20 protein-coding genes and 5 pseudogenes are annotated in these 20,571 nt (G+C 69.8%); 10 read left to right on the plus strand and 15 right to left on the minus strand.

The features are described 5' to 3' along the window. Positions 1 to 260: 260 nt before the first annotated feature. From ABTZ58_RS33225 to ABTZ58_RS33235, 4 genes and pseudogenes are all read left to right on the plus strand, one after another. On the plus strand, positions 261 to 938 hold the full coding sequence (locus ABTZ58_RS33225) for a TNT domain-containing protein (protein WP_351365035.1): 678 nt from the start codon (positions 261 to 263) through the stop codon (positions 936 to 938). A gap of 14 nt (positions 939 to 952) precedes the next feature. Next, positions 953 to 1,198 carry a hypothetical protein gene (locus ABTZ58_RS33230; RefSeq protein WP_351364951.1) on the plus strand — a complete coding sequence of 82 codons (246 nt, stop codon included), beginning with the start codon at positions 953 to 955 and terminating at the stop codon, positions 1,196 to 1,198. Positions 1,199 to 1,413: 215 nt separating this feature from the next. Continuing rightward, positions 1,414 to 1,581 (plus strand): annotated as a pseudogene (locus tag ABTZ58_RS40310) (transposase); the annotation flags it as partial. 15 nt (positions 1,582 to 1,596) lie between these two features. Beyond that, positions 1,597 to 2,117, plus strand: a pseudogene (locus ABTZ58_RS33235) (transposase); the annotation flags it as partial. A gap of 928 nt (positions 2,118 to 3,045) precedes the next feature. Here the strand turns inward: ABTZ58_RS33235 and ABTZ58_RS33240 are convergent. From ABTZ58_RS33240 to ABTZ58_RS33255, 4 genes are all read right to left on the minus strand, one after another. Continuing rightward, positions 3,046 to 3,312: a putative antibiotic biosynthesis monooxygenase gene (locus ABTZ58_RS33240; RefSeq protein ID WP_502996169.1), complete on the minus strand. Its 267-nt coding sequence runs from the start codon at positions 3,310 to 3,312 to the stop codon at positions 3,046 to 3,048. Positions 3,313 to 3,401: 89 nt separating this feature from the next. Next, a complete protein-coding gene (locus ABTZ58_RS33245; RefSeq protein ID WP_351364957.1) occupies positions 3,402 to 4,436 on the minus strand; it encodes an NAD(P)/FAD-dependent oxidoreductase in 1,035 nt (344 codons plus the stop codon). 426 nt (positions 4,437 to 4,862) lie between these two features. Next, positions 4,863 to 5,843 carry an MFS transporter gene (locus ABTZ58_RS33250; protein WP_351364960.1) on the minus strand — a complete coding sequence of 327 codons (981 nt, stop codon included), beginning with the start codon at positions 5,841 to 5,843 and terminating at the stop codon, positions 4,863 to 4,865. Between the two features lie 315 nt (positions 5,844 to 6,158). Beyond that, the gene (locus ABTZ58_RS33255; RefSeq protein ID WP_351364963.1) at positions 6,159 to 6,293 is read right to left on the minus strand and encodes a hypothetical protein; all 135 of its coding nucleotides are present in this window, start codon (positions 6,291 to 6,293) and stop codon (positions 6,159 to 6,161) included. Between the two features lie 381 nt (positions 6,294 to 6,674). Here ABTZ58_RS33255 and ABTZ58_RS40315 point away from each other — a divergent pair. Next, positions 6,675 to 6,881, plus strand: a pseudogene (locus ABTZ58_RS40315) (transposase); the annotation flags it as partial. Here ABTZ58_RS40315 and ABTZ58_RS33265 read toward each other — a convergent pair. Further along, positions 6,875 to 7,471 (minus strand): helix-turn-helix domain-containing protein, encoded by a 597-nt coding sequence (locus tag ABTZ58_RS33265; RefSeq protein WP_351365041.1) that lies wholly within the window; start codon positions 7,469 to 7,471, stop codon positions 6,875 to 6,877. The pseudogene ABTZ58_RS40315 and the gene ABTZ58_RS33265 overlap by 7 nt on opposite strands. 535 nt (positions 7,472 to 8,006) lie before the next feature. On the opposite strand from ABTZ58_RS33265, the gene ABTZ58_RS40320 reads away from it, so the two are divergent. Next, complete coding sequence (locus ABTZ58_RS40320) at positions 8,007 to 8,588, plus strand: YsnF/AvaK domain-containing protein (protein WP_502996170.1); 582 nt, start codon at positions 8,007 to 8,009, stop codon at positions 8,586 to 8,588. 586 nt (positions 8,589 to 9,174) lie between these two features. On the opposite strand, the gene ABTZ58_RS33275 is transcribed toward ABTZ58_RS40320, so the two are convergent. Together ABTZ58_RS33275 and ABTZ58_RS33280 are read right to left on the minus strand one after the other, a co-directional pair. Beyond that, positions 9,175 to 9,375 (minus strand): hypothetical protein, encoded by a 201-nt coding sequence (locus ABTZ58_RS33275; protein ID WP_351365053.1) that lies wholly within the window; start codon positions 9,373 to 9,375, stop codon positions 9,175 to 9,177. 814 nt (positions 9,376 to 10,189) lie between these two features. After that, a complete protein-coding gene (locus tag ABTZ58_RS33280; protein WP_351364966.1) occupies positions 10,190 to 10,669 on the minus strand; it encodes an ATP-binding protein in 480 nt (159 codons plus the stop codon). A gap of 163 nt (positions 10,670 to 10,832) precedes the next feature. Between ABTZ58_RS33280 and ABTZ58_RS33285 the strand changes: the two genes are divergently transcribed. Further along, positions 10,833 to 11,210 carry an STAS domain-containing protein gene (locus tag ABTZ58_RS33285; protein ID WP_351364969.1) on the plus strand — a complete coding sequence of 126 codons (378 nt, stop codon included), beginning with the start codon at positions 10,833 to 10,835 and terminating at the stop codon, positions 11,208 to 11,210. 590 nt (positions 11,211 to 11,800) lie between these two features. After that, positions 11,801 to 12,487 (plus strand): annotated as a pseudogene (locus ABTZ58_RS33290) (SDR family NAD(P)-dependent oxidoreductase); the annotation flags it as partial. A gap of 46 nt (positions 12,488 to 12,533) precedes the next feature. Here ABTZ58_RS33290 and ABTZ58_RS33295 read toward each other — a convergent pair. The 4 genes from ABTZ58_RS33295 to ABTZ58_RS33310 form a co-directional block, all read right to left on the minus strand. Beyond that, a complete protein-coding gene (locus ABTZ58_RS33295) occupies positions 12,534 to 12,740 on the minus strand; it encodes a DUF6199 family natural product biosynthesis protein (RefSeq protein ID WP_351365044.1) in 207 nt (68 codons plus the stop codon). Positions 12,741 to 12,941: 201 nt separating this feature from the next. Continuing rightward, the gene (locus ABTZ58_RS33300; RefSeq protein WP_351364972.1) at positions 12,942 to 13,235 is read right to left on the minus strand and encodes a hypothetical protein; all 294 of its coding nucleotides are present in this window, start codon (positions 13,233 to 13,235) and stop codon (positions 12,942 to 12,944) included. 66 nt (positions 13,236 to 13,301) lie between these two features. Further along, on the minus strand, positions 13,302 to 13,508 hold the full coding sequence (locus ABTZ58_RS33305; protein WP_351364975.1) for a hypothetical protein: 207 nt from the start codon (positions 13,506 to 13,508) through the stop codon (positions 13,302 to 13,304). Between the two features lie 188 nt (positions 13,509 to 13,696). After that, positions 13,697 to 13,891: an antitoxin gene (locus ABTZ58_RS33310; protein WP_351364978.1), complete on the minus strand. Its 195-nt coding sequence runs from the start codon at positions 13,889 to 13,891 to the stop codon at positions 13,697 to 13,699. Between the two features lie 290 nt (positions 13,892 to 14,181). Here ABTZ58_RS33310 and ABTZ58_RS40325 point away from each other — a divergent pair. Then, positions 14,182 to 14,661, plus strand: a pseudogene (locus ABTZ58_RS40325) (YceI family protein); the annotation flags it as partial. Positions 14,662 to 14,807: 146 nt separating this feature from the next. On the opposite strand, the gene ABTZ58_RS33320 reads toward ABTZ58_RS40325, so the two are convergent. Beyond that, positions 14,808 to 15,440 carry an HAD family hydrolase gene (locus ABTZ58_RS33320; RefSeq protein WP_351365056.1) on the minus strand — a complete coding sequence of 211 codons (633 nt, stop codon included), beginning with the start codon at positions 15,438 to 15,440 and terminating at the stop codon, positions 14,808 to 14,810. An 83-nt stretch (positions 15,441 to 15,523) separates the two neighbouring features. Then, complete coding sequence (locus ABTZ58_RS33325) at positions 15,524 to 16,879, minus strand: acyltransferase (protein ID WP_351364981.1); 1,356 nt, start codon at positions 16,877 to 16,879, stop codon at positions 15,524 to 15,526. A gap of 261 nt (positions 16,880 to 17,140) precedes the next feature. Here ABTZ58_RS33325 and rfbH point away from each other — a divergent pair, with 261 nt between their 5' ends. Next, entirely contained in the window at positions 17,141 to 18,442 is a 1,302-nt protein-coding gene (gene rfbH / locus ABTZ58_RS33330; protein WP_351364984.1) for a lipopolysaccharide biosynthesis protein RfbH, read from the plus strand. Positions 18,443 to 18,529: 87 nt separating this feature from the next. Here the strand turns inward: rfbH and ABTZ58_RS33335 are convergent, their stop codons facing one another. Both ABTZ58_RS33335 and ABTZ58_RS33340 read right to left on the minus strand, forming a co-directional pair. After that, the gene (locus ABTZ58_RS33335; protein WP_351364987.1) at positions 18,530 to 19,759 is read right to left on the minus strand and encodes a macrolide family glycosyltransferase; all 1,230 of its coding nucleotides are present in this window, start codon (positions 19,757 to 19,759) and stop codon (positions 18,530 to 18,532) included. 46 nt (positions 19,760 to 19,805) lie between these two features. Continuing rightward, the gene (locus ABTZ58_RS33340; protein ID WP_351364990.1) at positions 19,806 to 20,414 is read right to left on the minus strand and encodes a dTDP-4-dehydrorhamnose 3,5-epimerase family protein; all 609 of its coding nucleotides are present in this window, start codon (positions 20,412 to 20,414) and stop codon (positions 19,806 to 19,808) included. Between the last annotated feature and the right edge of the window lie 157 nt (positions 20,415 to 20,571).

Consider the following 20,571-nt stretch of genomic DNA (forward strand, 5'->3'; position numbering starts at 1 on the left):
GGGGACACCGCACGCCCCTGCGCTCGCAACAGAGGTGAACGCCTGTCCCGGCGCTCACCTCTTCGGTGTTCTCGTCCGCATCACCGCTCACGCCGGCTGCATGCTGCTGACACGAAAACAGGCAACAGGCGCCGGGCAGTGTCGGGCGGGTCCATACCGCCGCACCCGGCCCAGGGGTGCCTGACGCATCCGCATGACGGCCTGCCCCCCGGGGGGAGAGCCGCCCGACGACCAGCGGAGTACGACACGTGAACAACCACATGCGCGTTGCCCTGCCGTCCCTCGCCCTGGCACTGACCGCCGCCCTCACTCCCGCTGCGCAAGCCGCGGCACCCGACCAGGAGCCGCGCACGGTGTCGGCCGAGCCGCGCCCGGCTCCCTGTACGGGCAAGTACCAAGGTGATGCCCGGCTCGGGCCCGAGCACCTGCCCCGCACTTGGGAAGCTCCGGTCGGCCCGCTGCTGAGGCACTATCAGCGCACCGGCGGCCTCTCCCCCCGGGCATTCCTGGCCAAGTACTGGAAGGAGGAGGACTCCTCAGGCCCGGGCGGATGGAAGTACCCGTCCAACGACGGGTTCGCCGAAATCAACGGTGAGATCGACAAGCACGTCGAGGTCCTGGAACCCGGAGAGGACCTGGACCGCTTCGGCTCGGAGTACGGCTCCTACCTCGCCCCGGCCGGCGACCCCTACGCCAAGCGGGCCCTGCCACCGCAGAACCTCAACACCCGCGACGCGAAGTACCCCTGCGACTACCACCGCTACACCGTCAAGCAGCCCTTCCCGGTCTGGCAGGGTCGCATCGCCCCCTGGTTCGAACAGCCCGGCGGCGGCCAGCAGATCCAACTCGACCCCGCCCTGCTGCCCCCCGGCGACGGCCAGCGCCTGAACGTCAAGTGGCTCCTCGACCACGGCTACCTCGCCCCCGCCGCAGGCTGACCCCGACCAGCCTCGTGGACCGCCGCACCCTGCACACCGTCCTGCGCTCCAAAGGAGTGCAGGACGGCTACTACTACATCGAAGGCGTCCACGAGCCCACTCCCCTGCCCACCGACTTCCTCTACCTGCGCTCCTCCCCCGCCCACCCCGGCATGTGGGAAACCGGCGCCTATGAACGCGGCACCTGGCAGGCCGTCACCGAACACACCAGCGAAGCAGGCGCCTGCACTCACCTGCTGCATCTGCTGACCGCCACCTGAACAACCACATAGGGCCGCCCGTCCACACCAAGGCAGGCGTTCCGGCGCCGGCGCAGACCGCAGGCGGGCAATCCTGCCTGCAACGCATTCCACACCTGCCAGGCATAGAACGACCCGATCCGGCCCCAGATCGGTCACGGTCGGGGCAGCTCTTCCGATTTCTCACTGGAGTACTAGGCCGGTTTCGTTTGGATCAGTCGGTCGTTGGTCCGGGTGTGCCGTTGACAGATGCGCAGTGGGCGCGGATCGAGCCGTTACTCCAGGTCCGGACGCCGAAGCGGGGTGGCCGTCGGCGGGATCACCGTGAGGTGATCGACGCGATAGCCTTCCAGTTCCAGACCGGAACGCAGTGGGTCCATCTGCGTCAGAAGTACGGCAACTGGCGGGCCGTCTGCAACCGTCTGCGGATGTGGGCCGTCGATGGCACCTGGGAGCGGGTGTTCACCGCGCTGATGGCCCAGGCCGACGCCGATGAGGGCCTGCCGTGGGTTGTGTCCGTGGACTCCTCGGTCGTGCGAGCTCAACAGCACGCGGGCCGGGTCCCGCAAGAAGGGGGCACCAGCCGGAGACCCGGGCGACCACGCCATCGGATGGTCCCGCGGCGGACTGACCACGATGTTCCACCTCGCGGCCGACGGCAACTGCCGACTCCTCGCATTCGTTCTCACCGCAAGACAGGCCGGCGATGCACCGAGCTTCACCCGATGTCATGGCACGCCTGCGCGTTCCCCGGCGAAGAGGACGGCCCCGCACCGGACCGGACCAGGTCCAGGCGGACAAGGCCTGTTCGTCCCGCGCAATCCGCGCCCACCTGCGCAAGCGCGGCATCCGGACGGTGATCCCGGTCCCGGCGGATCAGCGTGGTCACCGGCTGCGACGAGGCAGCCAGGGCGGCAGGCCATCCGACTTCGACCTCGAAACCGCCTCCCCGGCAACCGGTGCGGTGACGTAATTGCAGAAGGGCACCCAGCAAGTGGGGTCTCAGGAGGTGAGCCCGCAGGAGCGTCAGGTAGCCGGTGCGGGTGGCGAAGGATCCACGCTGCCGCGAGGGTGCACACGGGAGCCTTTCGAGCCGGCGGTAGCCGGGTACGGGAACAGGCTTGTCCAGGGCGGCGAGGATGTCATGCGCCGGGGTGAGTACGGAGTCGGTGCCGGGCGTGGTGGGACGGTGCATCTTCCGGCGTCTGGGGAGTGTGCGGCCAGGGCGGCGCGGGTGTGGACCAGGTCGTCGCCGGGGTCGAGGCTGACGGTGACCGGGGGTGCGTTGTCGCAGCTAAGCATGGTCAGACGGCCTGCCGTGCGGAGAGTTTGACTCCGCTCCTGCCGCATCTGAGTCCGGCGCCGCCGGCGGACGAGCCGCAGAGCCACGCCGCTCCCCCGGTTCCCTGTCCTATGGGAAGGCGGGAGGAGCCGTACGTCCGCCGGCGTCCTGCGCGGTGTTCGAAGAAGCCAGGAGCGCGTCGTCCGCCGGGTCCGATGCAGGTCCGGGCGAGCGAGGGAGCGGTCCTGGCCCGATGGCTGCCCTGGATACGGCCCGTCGGCGTGCACAGGCCGACGCCAACGGGTTCGTCCCGGGGTGGACGAGGCTAGCGGCAAGCGCAGGGCCAGCGCCCACACCGGTCTGCCAGCGGACCCGTTGGCCGACGGGTCCGCTGCGGGCACTCTTCCCGGCCTATCACCGTCGCGGTGTGGACGCCTGGCCGCGAGTGGCTCAGGGTCCTCCGCGAACCGGCGGACAGTCACCAGGTGGGTTTCCGCCGGGCGCGATTGCCATACCTGCTCGCGTGGTCATCGCGCACCCGGCATCCTCACCGGTCGTCAGGAGCGTCACTCCCGGTCCGACAGCGTCATGCCCGCGCCCGGCGGTGAATCAGGCGGGTGCGCAGACGTTGCAGCGGTGGCAGAACGCCGTAGACGACGATGGGCACTGCGACGGTAACCAGGATCAGGGTGCGCAGGACGACGGGAGCGTCTTCCAGCAGGCCGAGGCCCCGGAGCAGCAGTTGCAGGACGGTGAGCGTGGGGAAGACGGCCACCCAGATCATGAGTGCCATGTGGTGCCTGGGTGGCGGCCCGACGCGCAGGGATGGGTGAGTGGTGGAGCGTTCGTTCATGGTGGGATGTACCTCCCCGTTGTAGCGGTCAGTTGTACGTGCGGGATTCGGAACCGATGACACAGCAGTCGAGCGGGGCGGCGCTCCCCTTATGAGCGCCGTGTACCGCTGTCTTCCAGGCCGTGCCGACGGTCGTCGAGGACAGCCTCGGCGACACGACGTTCCATCGCGGGGGAGAACGCGTCGGAGCAGGCGCGGCGATCGGCGATGGCTCGCCGGACGTCCTCCTCGACCAGGTCGGCGTTGAGCGCGATCGCTGCGGCCGATCCCGCGCCGGCCGCGGTGACGACCTGTGCGCGCGGGTCGACTGCGTTCCCCGCGGCCAGGACGCCGGGCACGCTGGTGCGGCCCGCCCGATCGGCGATCACCCATCCGTCCTCGTCCGTGGCACATCCCAGATCGGTGAGCAGCCCGGAGTTGGGCAGGAAGCGAGGAAGGACGAACACCGCCGCACACGGCACGACGGTTCCGTCGGCCAATTCGACGCCGTGCAGCCGGTCGATGTGCGGCCGGGTACCGTCTCCGTCCGTCGCGAGCCGCGCCACGGTGCCCTCGACGACGCGAACACCACGCGCGGTCAGCTGTTCACGCTCGTCGGGAGTGAGCTGCCCTGTGTGGGCGAAGTAGGTGACGTCCCGCGACCACTGCCGCACCAGCAACGCATGCCGGACGGTGCCCGGCGTACCGCCCAGCACCCCGAGCGGACGGTCACGGACCTCGTAACCGTGGCAGTAGGGGCAGTGCAGGACGTCGCGTCCGAACCGCCCGGCCACACCCTCAACGTCGGGCAGTTCGTCGCGCAGACCGGTGGTCACCAGGATGCGCCGTGCGGTCAGTTGTCCGCCGTCGGCCAAGTGCACACGGAAGCCGGGCTCGGCCCCGACCACCGTGCCGTCAATGAGGCGAGCGCCGTATGCGGTCACCTCGGCCCTGCCGGCGGCGAGCAGTTCCTTCGGCGGTGTCCCGTCCTGGGTCAGATACCCGTGCACGTGGCTGGCTGGCGCGTTGCGCGGGGCCCCGGCGTCGACGACGGCTACCCGCCGTCCGGCCCGTGCCAGCACCAGAGCGGCACTCAGCCCGGCAGGACCGCCGCCCACTATCGCGATGTCGTATTCATCCGTCATGCGGCCAGGGTGGGGCGCCTGGGGCCGCAGCAGAAATTCCGTTGCTGTTCCCGGGAAAACACCGCTGGTGCGGGACGACGGCACGGCAGCACTCGCGCCTGACCGGGCATGGCCATCGCCATGCCGTGGAGCGTGCTGACCTGCCCGGGCGGCGCCGATAGCTCGTACTGCAACTGCTGTTGTCCGGCCTGTGCACGCGCTCGTTAGTCGCGTTGTACCGTTCCAGCACGGTCGGTGAGGACGTCCGACGGGTGCCACCGCGCTGTCCCACGCCACTCCGGCCGTCTCGTAGAAGGGCACCCGGTACAACCAGGCGAGGACCGGGGGCAAGTCATTCGGAAACCGATCGGGAGGCCGCTGCCGCTCCGTCCCGCAGCCGGGTGACGCCCCGGGTCCGAGCGGGACCAGCCGCCAGGTGCCCTATCGCTAGGACGATACCGAGGCAGAACACCCCGCTCCACAGTGCGTCCGTGCCCAGGTGCCCGACGACCGTGCCGCCGAGTGTCGGGCCGAGGAACATCGCCCCGTCACGCCGAGTCCGAACACACCTTGGTAGCGGCCCCGGGCGCCTGGTGGTGACAGCTTCACGGTCAGGGCGGAGTTCGTCGGCGTCATCAGCATCTCGCCCAGAGTCCACACCGCGACGGTGCCTGCGTGCGTCCGCAGCGAGTCGGCGGCAACGGCCAGCCCGAAGCCCTCTCCGACGAGCGCGGCCGAGGCGGCCAGCACATGCTCACGGCGGAACCGGGCCACCAGTCGGGGAAGGAAAAGCTGACCGGCGACGATCAGAACCATGTTCACCGCGATGACCTGCCCGTACGAGGTGACGTTCAAGCCCGCCGAGACCATGGAGGCAGGCAGCATCTTGTTGGTCTCCACCATCGCCCAACCGAGGGTGGTCAACACGACGAAGCACATCAAAGTCCAGTCCCGGAAGACGACACCGATCCCGGCCCTGCTGACCGCTTCGAGCCCGACGGCAGTCCCCACCGGCCTTGACTCAGGCACCTGCAATGCCAACAGCAGTGCCGAGCACAACAGTGCGCCGGCATTAGCGGCGAACAGCAGCATGGGCTCGGTCCTTGTCAGTAGTCCGGCGAACGGGGCGGCGGCTGCCGAACCGAGGTTGTACGCCCAGTAGCTCAAGTTCAGGGCCCGGATCCTGTCGCCGCCGGGGACCACGTCGATGATCGCGGCGTTGAACGCCGACCGCACGATGCCCAGGAACACTCCCAGGAGCAGAGCCAGTACGAGGATCACCGTCCGGTCGGTGGTCCGGCCGAGGGCCAGCATGGTCACAGCGGCAGGAACGGCCGGTACGAGCACTGCGATGAATGTCGTGGCATCGTCCCAGCGGATGCGCAGGCGACGGAGGCCATGTAGCCAGGAAGATCCTCCGCTCGACAACCCAGCGGAAGGTGCTCAGGCCGATGCTTGGCGCTGGCCGCGCTGGGCGATCACCGGGCGGATGCCTCGTGCGCGAAGGAGTCGGCGGTACTTGTCGTGGTCGTAGCCGCAGTCCGCGAAAAGCATGTCCGGGCGGTGCCAAGGCCGACCGACCACCCCGGCCTGGTCGTCGGCGATGACGTGGTGCTTACTGCCCGGGCGTGCGCGGTCGACGGGGCTGGGCCCGCTTTCGGGCCGAGCCGGGCTGCTCTGACGGGCGAGGAGTCGATCACCGCGCGCGACCAGGCAACTCGAGTTCCTGGGGCAGGTATCCCACTAGATGCCCGTGTGCAGCACGAACAGGGTGCTGCACAAGGCCTGCCGGTCGGGTACCCGCAGTCGTGCCTCGATCTGCTTCGGCGCCGGTCCGGGCAGCAACGACTCGTTCCACAACCTCAGTTTGTCCGACACGGCCCACGGGAGCAGCGATGCTTTCCCATGCCCCTGTCAACGAGCCACCAGGCCGACAGTCGCATGAGCAACCCGCTTCTGGATCAGCGACTGATCATTTCATGATCTTGTGCGCGCTGGATTGTCTGCGGCCTACGCAAGGGTGTGACCTGGGCCGCTGTGCCGACCGGGGACGATCGGCTACGCCGGGGTGACGTGCTGGTGGCGCCTGCGGGACCGTCCCGAGGCCGGCCTCTGGCCCCGCCTGCACGAGAAGGCTCCTCGCGGAACTTCGCGGGACGGGGCTGAGGGACATCAGGACGCCGTGGTCGATGGCTCGCACGTCCGGACCCTGAAAGGAGGGCTCACACCGGACCCTCGCCGGTCGACCGAGGCCGCCTCGACAGCAAGCACCATGTGATCATCGACCGGCTCGGAACACCTCATGCGGTGTCGTTGACCGGCGGGAACCATCACGACGTCACCCAGTTCATGCCCTTGCTGGACGCGATCCCCCGCATCCGCGGCCTGGTGGGGCAGGCCACGTCACCGACCATTTCATACGCCTGCGGATCCGCTACGAGGTACGAGCCGACCTTCGATCAGTAACTCGTTGTGTGGTCGGCATGCTTGCGGCGGGGCTTGGCACGGACGTGGAGGCGCTCGCCCTGAGGTCCGAAAAGGCTCAGTATCTCCGCAGGGCGGTCGCCTGTACTGCCGAACCAGTGAGGCAGCCGTGTGTCGAAGTCCGCCGCCTCACCGGGCCCCAGGACGAGATCATGGTCGGCCAGCAAAAGTCGCATGCGACCAGAGAGGACGTAAAGCCACTCGTACCCCTCGTGCGTTTTCAGATCCGGATCGACCTCGGAGGCGGCTATGACGATCTTCCATGCTTGAATGCCGCCGGGCTGCCGGGTCAGTGGAATCACCATCCGTCCGTTGACGTGCCGGGGCTTCAGTCGCACGCGGGGGTCTCCTGCCTCGGGCGCTCCAACCAGTTCGTCCAGCGGCACGTGGTAGGCCTGCGCGAGTGGCAGAAGCAGCTCAAGGCTGGGGCGCCGCTGCCCCGTTTCCAGTCGGGACAGGGTGCTTTTCGAGATACCGGTCGCGGTCGCCAGGCCGGTCAGGGTCATACCCCGCTGCCTGCGCAGTCGCCTCAACCGCGGGCCGACCTGATCGAGTGCGGCGGCGATCATCATCGTCGTGTCCTTCACGTTCCCATCCCACGCCTCGCTTCCCACAAGCCGCAACCTTTGTTGCCGATTCCGGGACGAACGGCGTCGGACCGGCGGGACGCGGACTCCCCGGCTCGTCTTGTAGTCCGGGCAGCCATGTGACCGGGACGTCCGCGCTGGAGCGGACATGGTCGGCGCCGACACGCGCGACCTGGGCGGCGCCCACGGGGGTGACGGTGATGCGTGTCGGTGATCGTAAGGCGGCGGGTACGGACATCATGGGCTGCGTCCTTTCCTGTCGGGGTTGGGACGTGAGAGGCGCACCCTCGGGCTTGACAGGCGAAGCGGGGTGCGCCTCTTGCTGTGTGCGAAGGCCCGGTGCTCGGGGCGCGGGGGCGGAGGCGCATGCTGGAGGTGCTGGGCGTCTCGTGACGAGACCGTCCGCCCGGGGGCGGTCGTCCTGCCTCTACCCGATGCTGCGGCCGTCCCGGGGCCTCTGCAGCTGGCGCCGATCCGCGCGGCCGGACGGGCACGCCCGACGCATCCCGGCGATAACGCGATGACGCGCTCGGAGGAGCGCATGCACGTGGGCACCGAGCGCCGTGAGGCGGGCCGGGCGCGGCTGCGCAAGTACGTCGTCACCGAGGACGTGCAGCAGACGGTGCCGGTGCGCCGCGAGGAGGTCCGCGTCGAACGGGAGCCGATCACGGACGACAACCGGGATGCGGCCCTGTCCGGGCCCGACATCACCGAGGCCGGGCACGAGGTCACCCTGCACGAGGAACGCCCCGTGACCGAGACGGAGACGGTCCAGGTGGAGCGGGTGCGGATGACGACCGAGGAGCACACCGACCAGGAGACGGTACGCGGCCAGGTCCGCAAGGAGCAGATCGACACCGAAGGCATCGACGAAGACGGAGACCGGCGGGGCCTGTGGAAGCCTGCCTGGAAGGGGCATGTTGTCGGCCCGCCCGGTTCCAGCTCGGGCGGGCCGACACCTGTGTTCTGGCCGGCCCCAACCAGCGCACACACAAACCATGCCGCTCAGGCCGCCGCCGCGGCGCACCCAGGACCGCACCTGCTCCCCCTACCGTTAACCCGACCACACGGGTGTAATCCTCACCGCTGGCCGAGGCTGTGATTGCGCCAACACGGGCCTCCGCCTTCAGAGCAGTTGCACAGGAATGAGCCACCGTGCGCGGGGCACCTCCCTAGCCAGAGCACACGCCGGGTGAAGGAAATCGGGGAGCGTCATGCAGGCCGTCTCGTCCCGCGATGTCTTGATCATCACTGCCGCAGCAGCGGCGGGAGCCAGCCTCACCGCGAACTGGTGGGCCCGCCGTGGTCGGCGACCCCACAACGACGCGAGCGTGTCGACTCGCGACCGGGTGGAAGAACTGCACTATGCCTACCGAGACCGCACAGCGCCGCCTGTCGGCCTTTCGACACGACGCTGGCAGTAGGTGTGGGGGCTGTAGCCGTACTGGACGGCTGGGCGTTGCGGGACAGTGCGTTGGTGTTGACCACCATCTGATTGAACAGAACGCTGCTGATGTGGTCGACCGCCTCCGGGTTGACGACCTTGCAGTGCTGGGGCTGTCCGCATTTCCTAAGCGGGGTGGTCAACTGAGCGCGCGGTAAGGCGCATAGCGTGGCGCAGCGGACCACCGGACCGTCCGCGCAGAGCAATGCGTCCACGAGCTCGAACAGGCCGTCTCCGCGCGCGGTCAGACAGTCGAATAAGTCATCCCGGAGGCGTGACGCTGCACCCGATCAAGACGAAGGCCGTGAAGGTGAGTCTGCTGCCTGACAACGGTCCCGGGAAAGCGTTCACGCAGCAGCCGGGGCACGTCCACGTTCCCGCGGTTCAGCGCGTCGTACATCGCACCGTGCCCGCGCCGGCGCTCGGCCACCAGCGTCAGGTCCACCGGCGAGGTCCTTGGTCGGAGCACATGATCAGACGAAGGCCGTGCTCAGGTCTGGGAAACCCCCGCACGACGATCTTGTTCGATGTGCTGTTCGAGGCCGACTGCAACGGGCGATCCCGGGGCAGAATGGGGTCGTATGGACCCGACTGCCTTCCAGCTCGCCGCTCACGGCCTCATACTTCGTCAAGGGACGAGTGACGACCGCTGGACATGGCTGGTGATTGTGGCGCACACCCAGCTGCGGCTCCTCCGTCAGGCCGCCGCGGACCTTCGCCGCCCCTGGGAGGAGCCCGCCGAGCCCGGCCGTCTGACCCCTGCCCGTGTCCGCCGGGGGTTTTCCGAACCTCCCATGGAAACGACGGCAGGCCTGGGCTGGCAGTAACGGAAGGGCCAGCCGGCCGTGTTGGTGCGGTGGACGCGTCGGACGGGTTCACCTCGCTGGCGAGGGACCAGCCTGGCGTCTCTGCGACAGCATGCAGGCGATAGTGCAGGCTGCGGTGCCAGGGCTCCTTCTCCAAATGGGACACACCGTCACGGAACCGTCCGACGGCGGTGACCTGCTAGTTCTGGCTGATCAGTAGGTCAGACGGCTGACCGTTCCAGCGCCCGAGGGGTGATGATCATCAGTGATACACCTCACCCATAACGGAACGCACGAGTGAACCGTCGCGGCTTCAGATGCTCCACTTCGCTTTAGCGTGGCCCCGCAGGCGACGACGGCCCTCACGCAGAGCGATGGCTGAAACAGCGGTGGAGGAGTGACGGGAGGCAGAACGACGCCGGGGTGAGGAAAGGCGGCCGCCTCCGCCGGACGCTACAGAGGGCTGCGTCCTGCGATGGCTCCACCGGGGTCGTCCAGCAGGGCGATACGGGCGGTGATGCGCTTGCCGACCGGCTCGCGGTGGACTTCGAAGCCCTGAGCGACGGCCATGACGATCTCCAGCCCGTGCTGTCCGATCCGTCCGGCATCCGCGGTCCGGGCCACCGGCAGCACCGGTTCGGAGTCCCATACCGCCACCTCGACCGTGTCGCCGACGATGCGCAGGTCCATCAGCACCGGGCCGGGCGCGTACTTGCGGGCGTTGGTGACCAGCTCGCTGACCACCAGCTGGGTCAGATCCATCGTACGCTGCGAGACGGGCAGGCCCTGCTCGCTCTGGACCCGGGTGAGGAACTGCGATGCCAGGTGGCGGGCCTGGGCGATGACCGTGCCGTCACCTTCCAGAGCCACCGTGGTCTGCATGGTCTGCTCGTCTGGTGCGGCACCGTCCTCATCCACAGGGACTGCTTCCATCACGGCCCGCTTTCACTAACCCGTTCACACCCCCGCGCGTACCCGCACCCGCGCGGCACACGCACCACTCCCCCGCGCCCGCACCCCCACCGGTGCGGCAGCACCGCCCGGACGTGCAGAGCAGCACTTCGGGCCGAAGGTCTTGATGGGCAAGTATCACCGAATGGCCGAGGGACGAAAGACAGGCACCGGGCGGGCCGCACCGGCCGGAGGGCTGTCGGTCGTGGCCACCGCCACGGACGGCATCCGCATGCTGACCCTGACCGGGGAGATCGACCACCACACCGGCGACCAACTGCGCCGCGCCCTGGACGTCACCGACACCGCCCGGCCCCGCATCGTGATCGACATGCGCCGGGTCACCTTCATGGACTCCACCGGCATCAACATCCTCACCGCCGCCTACCAGGCCGTGACCGGGGCCGGCGGCCGGCTCCGCCTGGCCGGAGCCACCGACTCCGTCCTGTACGTCCTGCACATCGTCGGCGTCGACGACATCATCCAATGCCACCCCACCCTGGATGAAGCCCTGGCCGCCTGAGCCCTCACACCCGTTCACCGGCACCCGGAGGACACCCGGGCAAGGCATCCAGGCAGGACATGATCCATACCTCAGCCGACGCTCACCGCGGCCGTGAAACAGAATCGGCCTGACGCCTGGCTGGGCACCCGAGCGAAGTCCTCACCCTGCGCCGCTCCTACAACAAGGCCTGGCCAACCGATCCCGAAAATCCCGCCTGGTATAAGGAGCAGAACCTTCGGGGCACGCTGACCCAAGCACTGATCAAGCACACGGAAGCAGCACCGGGACCAGGAATCGGTCCTCTTCCAGGACACGCCTCTAGGTGTAGAAGCCCTTGAGGGCCTTGCCCGCATCGGTGTTCTGGCAATACGCGCGGCAATCGACCTCAGCAGTGACACGGGCACCGTGGCCGCGGTGACCGAAGGCTCGCGGGGACGTACTGCGGGCTGGAGGCAATCCCCGCCCACTGGAGCCAGCCGCTGGCTCATCAACGGCTTTTGCCTGCACTGACTCCTGGCCGTCCAAGCGCCCGCCGGACGAGGGCTGCGGCACGCCCGCACCCAGACGTCCAGGCCCACCCACCCCGTTTTCGCCAACGCCGGGCACACCCTGATCGACGGGTGGAGGACGCGCTAGGCCCGGCGAGTGTGGTGGTGGCCAGCGCCGGCATCGCAGCCGCAGGGCCTTTCACCAGTACCCCGGCCGACCTGTGGCAGCGGGTCGTCGACGTCAACCTCGTCGGCGCCGCCAACACCGCCGAAGCCTTCCTTCCGCAGCTCACCCGCACCCGCGGCTGCTTCCTGCAGATCGCCTCCACGGCCGCCTTCGGCTCCGCGACCATGATGAGCGCCTACTGCGCGTCCAAGGTCGGCGCGGAGTCCTTCGCCCAGGCGCTGCGCGGCGAGGTCGAACCCGACGGGATCGACGTCGGCATCGCCTACCTCCACTGGACGGGCACCGACGTGGTCGCCGACATCGACGACCACCCCGTCCTCCAGGCCCTCAGACGACATCAGCCCCGCTTCGCGCGGCGGGTCCACTCCCCCGGCCAGGTCGCCGACTGGCTCACCGACGGCATCACCCACCGCTCACACCGCGTCTACGCACCACCCTGGCTGCGCTGGTGCCAGCCCTTGCGGCCGGTGTTCCCGGCGGCCGTCGCCCGCATCACCCGACGCGAGCCAAGGACCCGCTCCCGCGCCGAGCCGGCAGCCGACGTCGGTGTCCTGGGGGTCGGCGGTGGCGCCGACTGGAGCTCTCACCAGTCCGCCTCCCGCTCCCCGACCATCCGGTGAGCGACAGCGCGCTTCACGTCGGCGGCGGAGCCCCTGGCTCGTTCCGTCAGATCTGCTGGACCAGCATCCACGTGGCGACCGCCAGGAAGAGCACCCCGGTCACCCGCTGCAAGGCGTAGCCCTTCGCAGTGGGCTCGGTCGCGTCCGGATCGTTGCCCCACCCCCGCTGGAGGTTTCTGTTCAGCTTCCAGAGCAGTTGCGGGCGTATGACTTGCACCAGTCCCATGGCCAGGAAGAGGCACAGGATCGGGATGAGGACCGGGCTGCTGCCACGTCAGAGGCGGCCTGGATCACCACATCGCGCCTCATGCCCTTGCTGATGCCCTGGCGTCGACCGAGGAAACGAGGTCAGAGGGGGCCAGTGGGTGCGTGGTCTGCGCCTCGACGGTGGGCGGGACGGTCTCGACGAGGCTTCAGCACTGGGGCACCCATCGGCACACCCTCTGACGGTAGGTCAGGCATGTGCGTGGCGCGGTGCGGCCGTCTTCCGTGAGGCGGCGTGGTGCGCGGGCCTGGCCGAAGCCGCGGCCTCCAGGCGTCGCAGCCACAGGGACGCCGTGAGCAGGAGGCCGGTGAAGACGATCAGGAGGAGGGTGGACACCCACATCTGACGGCTCCCGGGGGCTTCCAAGCCCGTCCAGGCGGTGGACGCCGCCCACAGCAGGAGGCCCGCCGTGTAGAAGGCGCGGATCCGGCGCAGCTGCCGTACGGCCCGCAGGGACATGACGCGATCAGTTTTCGATGCCATGCCGGCCCGTGTACCCCGAAGTGCGCCGCTCACCGATCAGACATTCGGCGTTTCCTGCCGTCTCCGTCATCCGTGGTCGCCCCTGGCGGCGGACTGCTCGGTGCGTCCTTCGAAGTCGCGTCGCACCGCCGCGCCCTGGTCTTCGACCAGCCCCGCTTCGTCGGGGAGGTGCAGAACGGATCCGCAGTGCTTGCACAGCTTCCCGTCCGCGGCCGGCGTGCCGCACGCCCTGCAGAACCGGTTGCCCGTCTCGTCCCGGGTGTTCTCCGCCATGGCTCTCCCAGCAGACGACAGTGGAGGATGCGGGGGGATGCGGGGGGATGCGGGGGGATGCGGGGGGATGCGGGGGTACCCCACGACATGGGCGTCGAACTCGCCCTGTTCCGACGGTGGACGTGGTGGTGAAAGCGGTTGGCTCCCCGGCGCCTGCGCCGGGGAGCCAACCGCGCTCGGAGTGAGGCTCAGCGCTCGGTCGCGTCGCCGCTTCCGTAGGAACGGCGCACCGCGTCGGCGCCCTTGTCGGTCTGGGCGTCGTACTTGTCGCCCGTGCGCTCGTCGATCACCCGCTCGGCGCTCGCAACACCCTTGTCGGCCTGGTCCGGGTGGCCCTTCGCCATCTCCTTGGCCTTGTTCGCCATGTCGCCCAGCTTGCCCATGGGTACCTCCCGCGATAGCTCGTGCGTCGTACGCAGCCGTCAGTACCCCCCGAAGGGCACTCATCACCTCCGGGTCCCGATACCCCCGCGGCTCGCCCGGTGCCGCCCCACGCGCCGGCCGCGGGAAAGAACGGCCTGCCCGGTCGACGGGAGCCCGCCCATGTCTGTCGATCCCGTGCGGCTTTGCAGTTGACGGCATGGAATCCGGACGAGGCCACTCATCTCGCTGGGGGGGCATCCGACGACCTCGTGATCACACGGGCGATCAGAGAGAAAGGGCCTGCGACCTCATGGGTATCTTCAACCGCCGCCAGACAGCCGTCATCGAGCCGACGCCGGCTGTCGGTACCAGCACGCCCACCGCGGAGGCCCCGACCAACGGTGTCGCCCTGGACCCGGCGCTGCGGGCTCTGACCGGGCGATGGACCATCGACCGCGCGCACAGCCGCATCGGCTTCTCCGTCCGGCACGCGATGGTGACGACGGTCCGGGGGGCTTTCACCGGCTACAACAGCACCCTGTACCTCGTCGGCCGCGACTTCTGCCACGTGCGGCGCTACCCGGAGATGGTGTTCCGCAGCACCTCCACCACCCACGAGGGCCGGGGAAAGCTTCCGGATGAGCGGAGACCTGACCATCCGCGACGTCACCCGGCCCGTCGATCTGCAACTCGACTACCTCGGGTCGGTCATGGACCCTTCGGGTACGAGCGAGCCGGCTTCGACGGCACCACCACCATCGACCGCACCGGATGGGGCCTGGTCTACGACCAGCGCCTCAAGACCGGTGGCGCCATGGTGAGCGAGAAGGTCCGGCTGCAGTTACATCTCCGCGATCCGGTCCACGTCCCAGCCGGCCCGAGCGCCGGCACGGACGCGCCGGCGGCGGTGAGCGAGGTCGGCCGTGCGGACGTGCGCTACCTCGTCCGGGCGGCCAGCCGCTCCAGTGCGGGGATGATCGTACGCAGGTCGTCGCCGTCCACGGCCGTGGTCGCCAAGGCGCGGACGTCGTCCGGAGCGTTGAAGGCGATGCCGATGCCCACCACGTCGAAGAGCGGGCCGTCGGCTGGGCACGCCCCGACGGCGGCGCAGTCGGTGAGAGGCACACCGAGTTCGTCGGCCCGTCGGACCGCGAACTCGCGTTGCGTCATGACCCGCACCGGGGCGGTCGCGCGGCCGGTGAAGTGGCCCGAACTGACCTCCAGGGGCCGGCCCGAGTAGGAGTGGAAGCCGAACCGGTCGGCCAGGTGAGCGGCGATCGGCGTCCAGGTGAGCGACAGGGCGACCGGGACCAGTCCGCTGCGCCAGCACCAGTCGGTGGTCTCCTGGACGCCGGGGAGCGGCGCGAGGTCCTCCAGTTCGGCGCGCAGCGCGTCCTCGGACACTCCGGCCCAGCGGGCGGCGTCGGGGCGCGCGTCGTCCGGCTCGGCCTCGGTCGTGGACGCGCGCAGGCCGAGACGCTCCTCGACTACATGGGTGAGGGTTCGTCCCCGCACCAGGACGCAGTCCAGGGAGAAGAAGACGGCGCCGACGTGATCGACCATGGACACGATCCAATCATGCCATCGTCGGCGCGGCCCCTGCAGAAATGTGCACGATCGCTCCGCAAAGCGTGCACGGACGGGCAGGCGGCTCAGGGGCGGTCGCGCGAGCGTTCCCCGGGGTGCAGGCGTCGTGACCACTCGGTGGTGCGCAGAGCTTCGGCCGCCTCGCGGGGGACGCTGAGGTGCACGTCGCGGCTGTGGTCGTCGTCCGGTGTCGGGGTGATGAGGACGGTCCACGGGATGGGGATCGCGGGGTACTCGAACCAGAACGGCCGGCCGGCGCCGAACTCGATCGCGTACACCGGCAGCCGGCTGACGTTGTTGAGGGCGACGGTGCCCTCGAAGGCGTCCAGGGCCATGCGGCTGAGTACCCGGTTCGTCCGGCCCGCGCGCCGCTGCGCCTCCAGGAACGCGGTCTCCTCGCTGATCCGGCGCGCGGTGACACGGTCGAGGGCCTCACGGACCGCTGACGCGGTGTGCGCCAGGGGTTCCTCCCGCAGCGCACGGGCCGGCAGTGCGGCGGTGGTGTTGGAGACGGCGTTGCCCCAGTACCCGTGCGGCAGCCGGTCCGCCAGCGCGGTGCGCAGACCGACCACGATGCCCAGTCGCTCCGTCGCCTCCGGGTCCCGGTCCCGCAGCCGGCCCAGGACCCGCCACACGTGGGCGCTGAGGGCGTCACCGCTGGACGCCCGGGTGCCGTCGCCTCCGGTGCGTGCGGTGTCCCGCAGCGCGAGGACCTCCGCCGAGGAGAAACGGGTGGTGAGGGTCTGGATGCGGCGGGCACGCGCGTTGACCCGCCAGAGGAAGCCGAACTTGCCCCGTCCGGTGACCACCGTGTACTGCGGGTCGTCCGGAGCGGGTGGCGTGCCGGCGGCGAGGCCGTCCAGGAGGGCGCGGTCGTGGGACGGCGCCGGATGGTCCAGTCCCCGGTGCGTGCGCGACCAGTGCAGGAGGAAGTCGAGGTATCCGCCGCCGTCGACCAAACTGTGGTTGATCGTGACGCCGAGGACGGAGCCGCCACGCAGGTGCGTCACCTTGACCGTCAGCAGCGGGGTGTCGTGACCGACGACCCGGAAGGGGTTGACGGAGTGGACGTAGTGGCGCAGATCGGTCCTGGCCGATCGGCCGGGGCCGTAGTCGGGCATGGGCCGGTCGCGGTGGCCTTCGGCGAACACGGCACCGGCGTCGTTGCAGACGACGCTCAGGCCGCCGTCGGTGTCCCGTTCGAGGCGCCCGGTGAGCAGGGGGTAGTGCACGAGGGTCCGGCGCAGCGACTCCCGCAGGGCGGCGGCGTCCAGGCGCTGCCGGTAGTAGAAGGTGCGGGCCGTGGCGAAGGTGCCGGTCATCAGGTCGTAGACGCTCAGCCGGACGCGTTCACCACTGGCCGCTCCGGAGCGCAGGAGCACGGTACGGTCGGCGTCACCTTCCGCGGGGCCGCGTTTCATGAGCGTCTCCAGATGGTCGGTCGGAGGGGCGGTGGCCGGACGCTCCAGCCTGACCGGTACGGGGCGAGGAAATCCCTAGACCCGGCGCGGGGCCCGCCTTTTGGTGGATCCCTAGAGTTGTCCGGCAGCGCTGGCCCACGGGTGCGCCCGCGTGCTGGTCTGGGGTCCCCCGATCGATCGATACGGGCGTGGGGACCCGCTTCGACTGCGAGCCGGCCGTACGTCTCGTCCCCACCGGCACACACAGGAGGCCATCAGCCGATGGGGTACGACAAGACCGAAATCCTCGATCTGGTTCGCGCATACCACCGCTCCAGCGTCTCGTCGGGGTTCGTGCCGGGTGTCACCCCGGTGCAGGCCTCCGGCGCCGTGCTCACCGAGGACGACCGCGTGGCCCTGGTCGAGGCGGCGCTCGACATGCGGATCGCCGCAGGTGTCAGCACACGTCGGCTGGAACGGTCACTGGCGAAGTACTTCGGCCTGCGCAAGGCGCACCTGACCAACTCGGGTTCCTCGGCGAACCTGCTGGCGCTCAGCTCGCTGACGTCGCCGCAGCTGGGCGAGGACCGCCTGCGGCCCGGCGACGAAGTGATCACGGTGGCCGCCGGCTTTCCCACGACGGTCAACCCGATCCTGCAGAACGGCCTGGTGCCGGTGTTCGTCGACGTGGAACTGGGCACGTACAACGCCTCGTTCGAGCGGGTGGAGCAGGCGATCGGCCCGCGCACCCGGGCGATCATGATGGCGCACGCGCTGGGCAACCCGTTCCCGGTGCGGGAGATCGCCCAACTGGCGCAGGACAGGGATCTGTTCCTCATCGAGGACAACTGCGACGCCCTGGGCAGCACGTACGGCGGGCAGCTGACCGGCACCTTCGGCGACCTGGCGACGGAGAGCTTCTACCCCGCGCACCACATCACGATGGGCGAGGGCGGCTGTGTGCTGACCGACAACCTGGTGCTGGCCCGGATCGTGGAGTCGATGCGCGACTGGGGGCGGGACTGCTGGTGCGAGCCGGGCGAGGACAACCGGTGCTTCAAGCGTTTCGAGCATCAGATGGGGTCGCTCCCCCAGGGCTACGACCACAAGTACATCTTTTCCCACGTGGGCTACAACCTGAAGTCGACCGACGTGGCAGCGGCCCTCGGACTCCAGCAGCTCGGTCGTATCGAGGAGTTCGGTGCCGCGCGCAGGCGGAACTGGGCCAGGCTGCGGGAGGGGCTGGACGGGCTGCCGCACCTGCTGCTGCCCGAAGCCACCGCGGGCAGCGACCCCAGCTGGTTCGGGTTCGCCATCACCGTGCGCCCCGACGCGCCCTTCGCGCCGGGTGCGCTCATCGATCACCTGGAGTCCAGCAAGGTCGCCACCCGGCGCTTCTTCGCGGGCAACCTCACCCGTCATCCCGCGTACGAGGGACGGGAGTTCCGGGTCAGCGGGCCGCTCACGAACAGTGACATCACCACCGAGTGCACGTTCTGGATCGGCGTCTACCCGGGCCTGACCGACGAGATGATCGACCACAGCATCAACACGGTGAGCGAGTACGTGACGCTGCCGCACTGACGCCACACCTCCTCCCCTGTCCGCCCGTGGGTCCCGGCACCGGTGCCGGGACCCACGGGCGGACGCGCGAGGGAAGCGCGGGAGTGTTCAGCCGACGGCCCGGACCACGTGGCGGTCGGCGGCCCAGGTCTCCAGCAGGTCGGCGGCCCGGGCGGCGCCACCGGCCGTACGGACCGCCTCCCGCATGCGGGCGAGCGCGGCGGGCGTCTCCGGGTCGGCGAGCAGACCGGCCACCGCGGCGGCGAGACCGGGTGCGGTCAGTCCGGACCGGGGCAACGAGCGGCCGACGCCGCACCGTTCCAACTGGTCGGCGCTCAACACCAGTTCGTGAGCACGGGGCAGTGCCACCACGGGCGTCCCGTAGTACAGGGCCTCCATGAGGCTGCCCATGCCGGCGTGGCAGACGAAGACGTCGGCGTGCGGCAGGACCAGCGGATGCGGCAGCCAGGGGTGCGCCTCGACGTGCGCAGGCAGCGGCCCCAGCGCCTGCGGATCGCTTCCGCGCCCGAGGGTCATCACCACGTGCCAGTCGGCCGGGTCGAACGCCTCCGCGCACAGCCGGAAGAAGTCGCCCCGGTCCCCCGCCTCGGTCCCCAGGGACACCAGCGCCACGCGCCGGCCGTCGGCGGGCGGCGTCCACCGAGCGAGGCCGGGGGCGGGCTCGGCGAAGGTCGGGCCGACGAAGGCGAACCGGTCGTCGAAGCTGTCGCCCTCGATCTGGAAGGCTCGGGGCAGGAACACCAAATTGCGCCGGTCCCACTCGGCGCCGTAGCGGGCCATCTCGTCGAGGCCGATGCCGTGCTCGCCCATGAAGTCGACCATCACCTTGGCGCCCCTGGCCATCACCGGGTGGTCGGCGCCCCACATCTGGGCACGCATCGAGAACGACTCGTTGGCCGCGTGGCTCGGGCACAGCTGCACCGGCACCGCGTCCAGCACCCGGGCGGCGACCCGGCCGGCGGCGACCGTCTCGAAGTCGTACAGGACGACGTCGGGCGGGTCGGCGGCGAACGCCCCCATGGCCGTGGGGAAGACGGTGCGCACGGTGTCGACGAGCAGGTCGTAGCCGTCCTCGGCGAGCCGGTCCGGGGTGGGATCGGCCGCACGGTAGAAGTCGCCGCGGGCGGAGGTGTAGGTGACGGCCTCCGCGCCGATCTCCTCGACGGTGGCGGCGAACTTCTCGTCGACGACGTAGGTGACGCGGTGTCCGCGGTCCAGCAGCTCGCGGCTCACGCCCAGCGTGGGGGCGATGTGACCGAAGTCCGCGAAGAGCAGCAGGGCGTAATGCAGGTGGGGCGCGGGGGTGCCGGGCGGCATCGGCTCTCCTAGGGGTCGGGCGGACGGCGAGGCCGGCCGGCCGTGATCAGCGGGCGGCCTCGCGGAGCGCCGCGTAGTGCGCCAGGCACTCCTCGTACCCCGCCAGGATCCCGGCCCGGCGGGCCTCGGCGACGGAGATGGCCGAGGAGTCCTTGGCCGACATCAGCGGCGCCTCCGACAGGCCCCAGGGCAGGTCCAGTTCGGGGTCGAAGGGGTCGATGTCCACCTGGGTGCCGGGCACGAACTCGGTGGAGCACAGATACGACACGCAGGTGTCGTCGGTGAGCGCGAGGAAGCCGTGGACCAGGCCCTCGGCGACGAACAGCGTCTCGCCGGTCTCGGCGGACAGCTCGTTCACCTCGTGAACGCCCCAGGTCGGCGATCCGACCCGCAGGTCGACGACGATGTCGAGGACCACGCCCCGCACCACGCACACGACCTTGGCCTGTCCCGGCGGGAGCAGTGTCCCGTGCAGCCCGCGCAGGGTGTGGCGGCGCGAGACCGAGTAGTTCACCTGCGCGACGGGCACGGGGCGGCCGATCTCCTCGGCCAGCCGGTCGCGCCGGAACGACTCGTAGAAGCTGCCGCGTGCGTCACGCAGGTGACGCGGGGTGATGTGGTACGCGTCCGGCACGGCCATCTCTCGAACCTTCATGGTGGCAACACCGTAGGCAACCCCGGTCGAGGACCGATCCAGGACCGGCCGTGAACGGATCGGGTCGACGGAGCCTCGAGGGATCCTGGACCGGCGGGTGCCAAGGTGGCTGCCGAGCCCCGCGCGTCCGCGTCGCGGGTTCCGGAGACGAACGGGC

Origin of the sequence: Streptomyces sp. NPDC094143 (assembly GCF_040303825.1) — a bacterium.
Lineage (GTDB): Bacteria > Actinomycetota > Actinomycetes > Streptomycetales > Streptomycetaceae > Streptomyces.

Coding starts and splice junctions, on each gene's coding strand:
- ABTZ58_RS40320 (WP_502996170.1), top strand. CDS start 8,007: ATGACGCGCTCGGAGGAGCGCATGCACGTGGGCACCGAGCGCCGTGAG.
- ABTZ58_RS33300 (WP_351364972.1), bottom strand. CDS start 13,235: ATGGCATCGAAAACTGATCGCGTCATGTCCCTGCGGGCCGTACGGCAG.
- ABTZ58_RS33285 (WP_351364969.1), top strand. CDS start 10,833: ATGGCCGAGGGACGAAAGACAGGCACCGGGCGGGCCGCACCGGCCGGA.
- ABTZ58_RS33280 (WP_351364966.1), bottom strand. CDS start 10,669: ATGGAAGCAGTCCCTGTGGATGAGGACGGTGCCGCACCAGACGAGCAG.
- ABTZ58_RS33340 (WP_351364990.1), bottom strand. CDS start 20,414: ATGAAGGTTCGAGAGATGGCCGTGCCGGACGCGTACCACATCACCCCG.
- ABTZ58_RS33310 (WP_351364978.1), bottom strand. CDS start 13,891: ATGGGCAAGCTGGGCGACATGGCGAACAAGGCCAAGGAGATGGCGAAG.
- ABTZ58_RS33240 (WP_502996169.1), bottom strand. CDS start 3,312: ATGAACGAACGCTCCACCACTCACCCATCCCTGCGCGTCGGGCCGCCA.
- ABTZ58_RS33305 (WP_351364975.1), bottom strand. CDS start 13,508: ATGGCGGAGAACACCCGGGACGAGACGGGCAACCGGTTCTGCAGGGCG.
- ABTZ58_RS33335 (WP_351364987.1), bottom strand. CDS start 19,759: ATGCCGCCCGGCACCCCCGCGCCCCACCTGCATTACGCCCTGCTGCTC.
- ABTZ58_RS33265 (WP_351365041.1), bottom strand. CDS start 7,471: ATGATGATCGCCGCCGCACTCGATCAGGTCGGCCCGCGGTTGAGGCGA.
- ABTZ58_RS33325 (WP_351364981.1), bottom strand. CDS start 16,879: ATGAAACGCGGCCCCGCGGAAGGTGACGCCGACCGTACCGTGCTCCTG.
- rfbH (WP_351364984.1), top strand. CDS start 17,141: ATGGGGTACGACAAGACCGAAATCCTCGATCTGGTTCGCGCATACCAC.
- ABTZ58_RS33245 (WP_351364957.1), bottom strand. CDS start 4,436: ATGACGGATGAATACGACATCGCGATAGTGGGCGGCGGTCCTGCCGGG.
- ABTZ58_RS33225 (WP_351365035.1), top strand. CDS start 261: ATGCGCGTTGCCCTGCCGTCCCTCGCCCTGGCACTGACCGCCGCCCTC.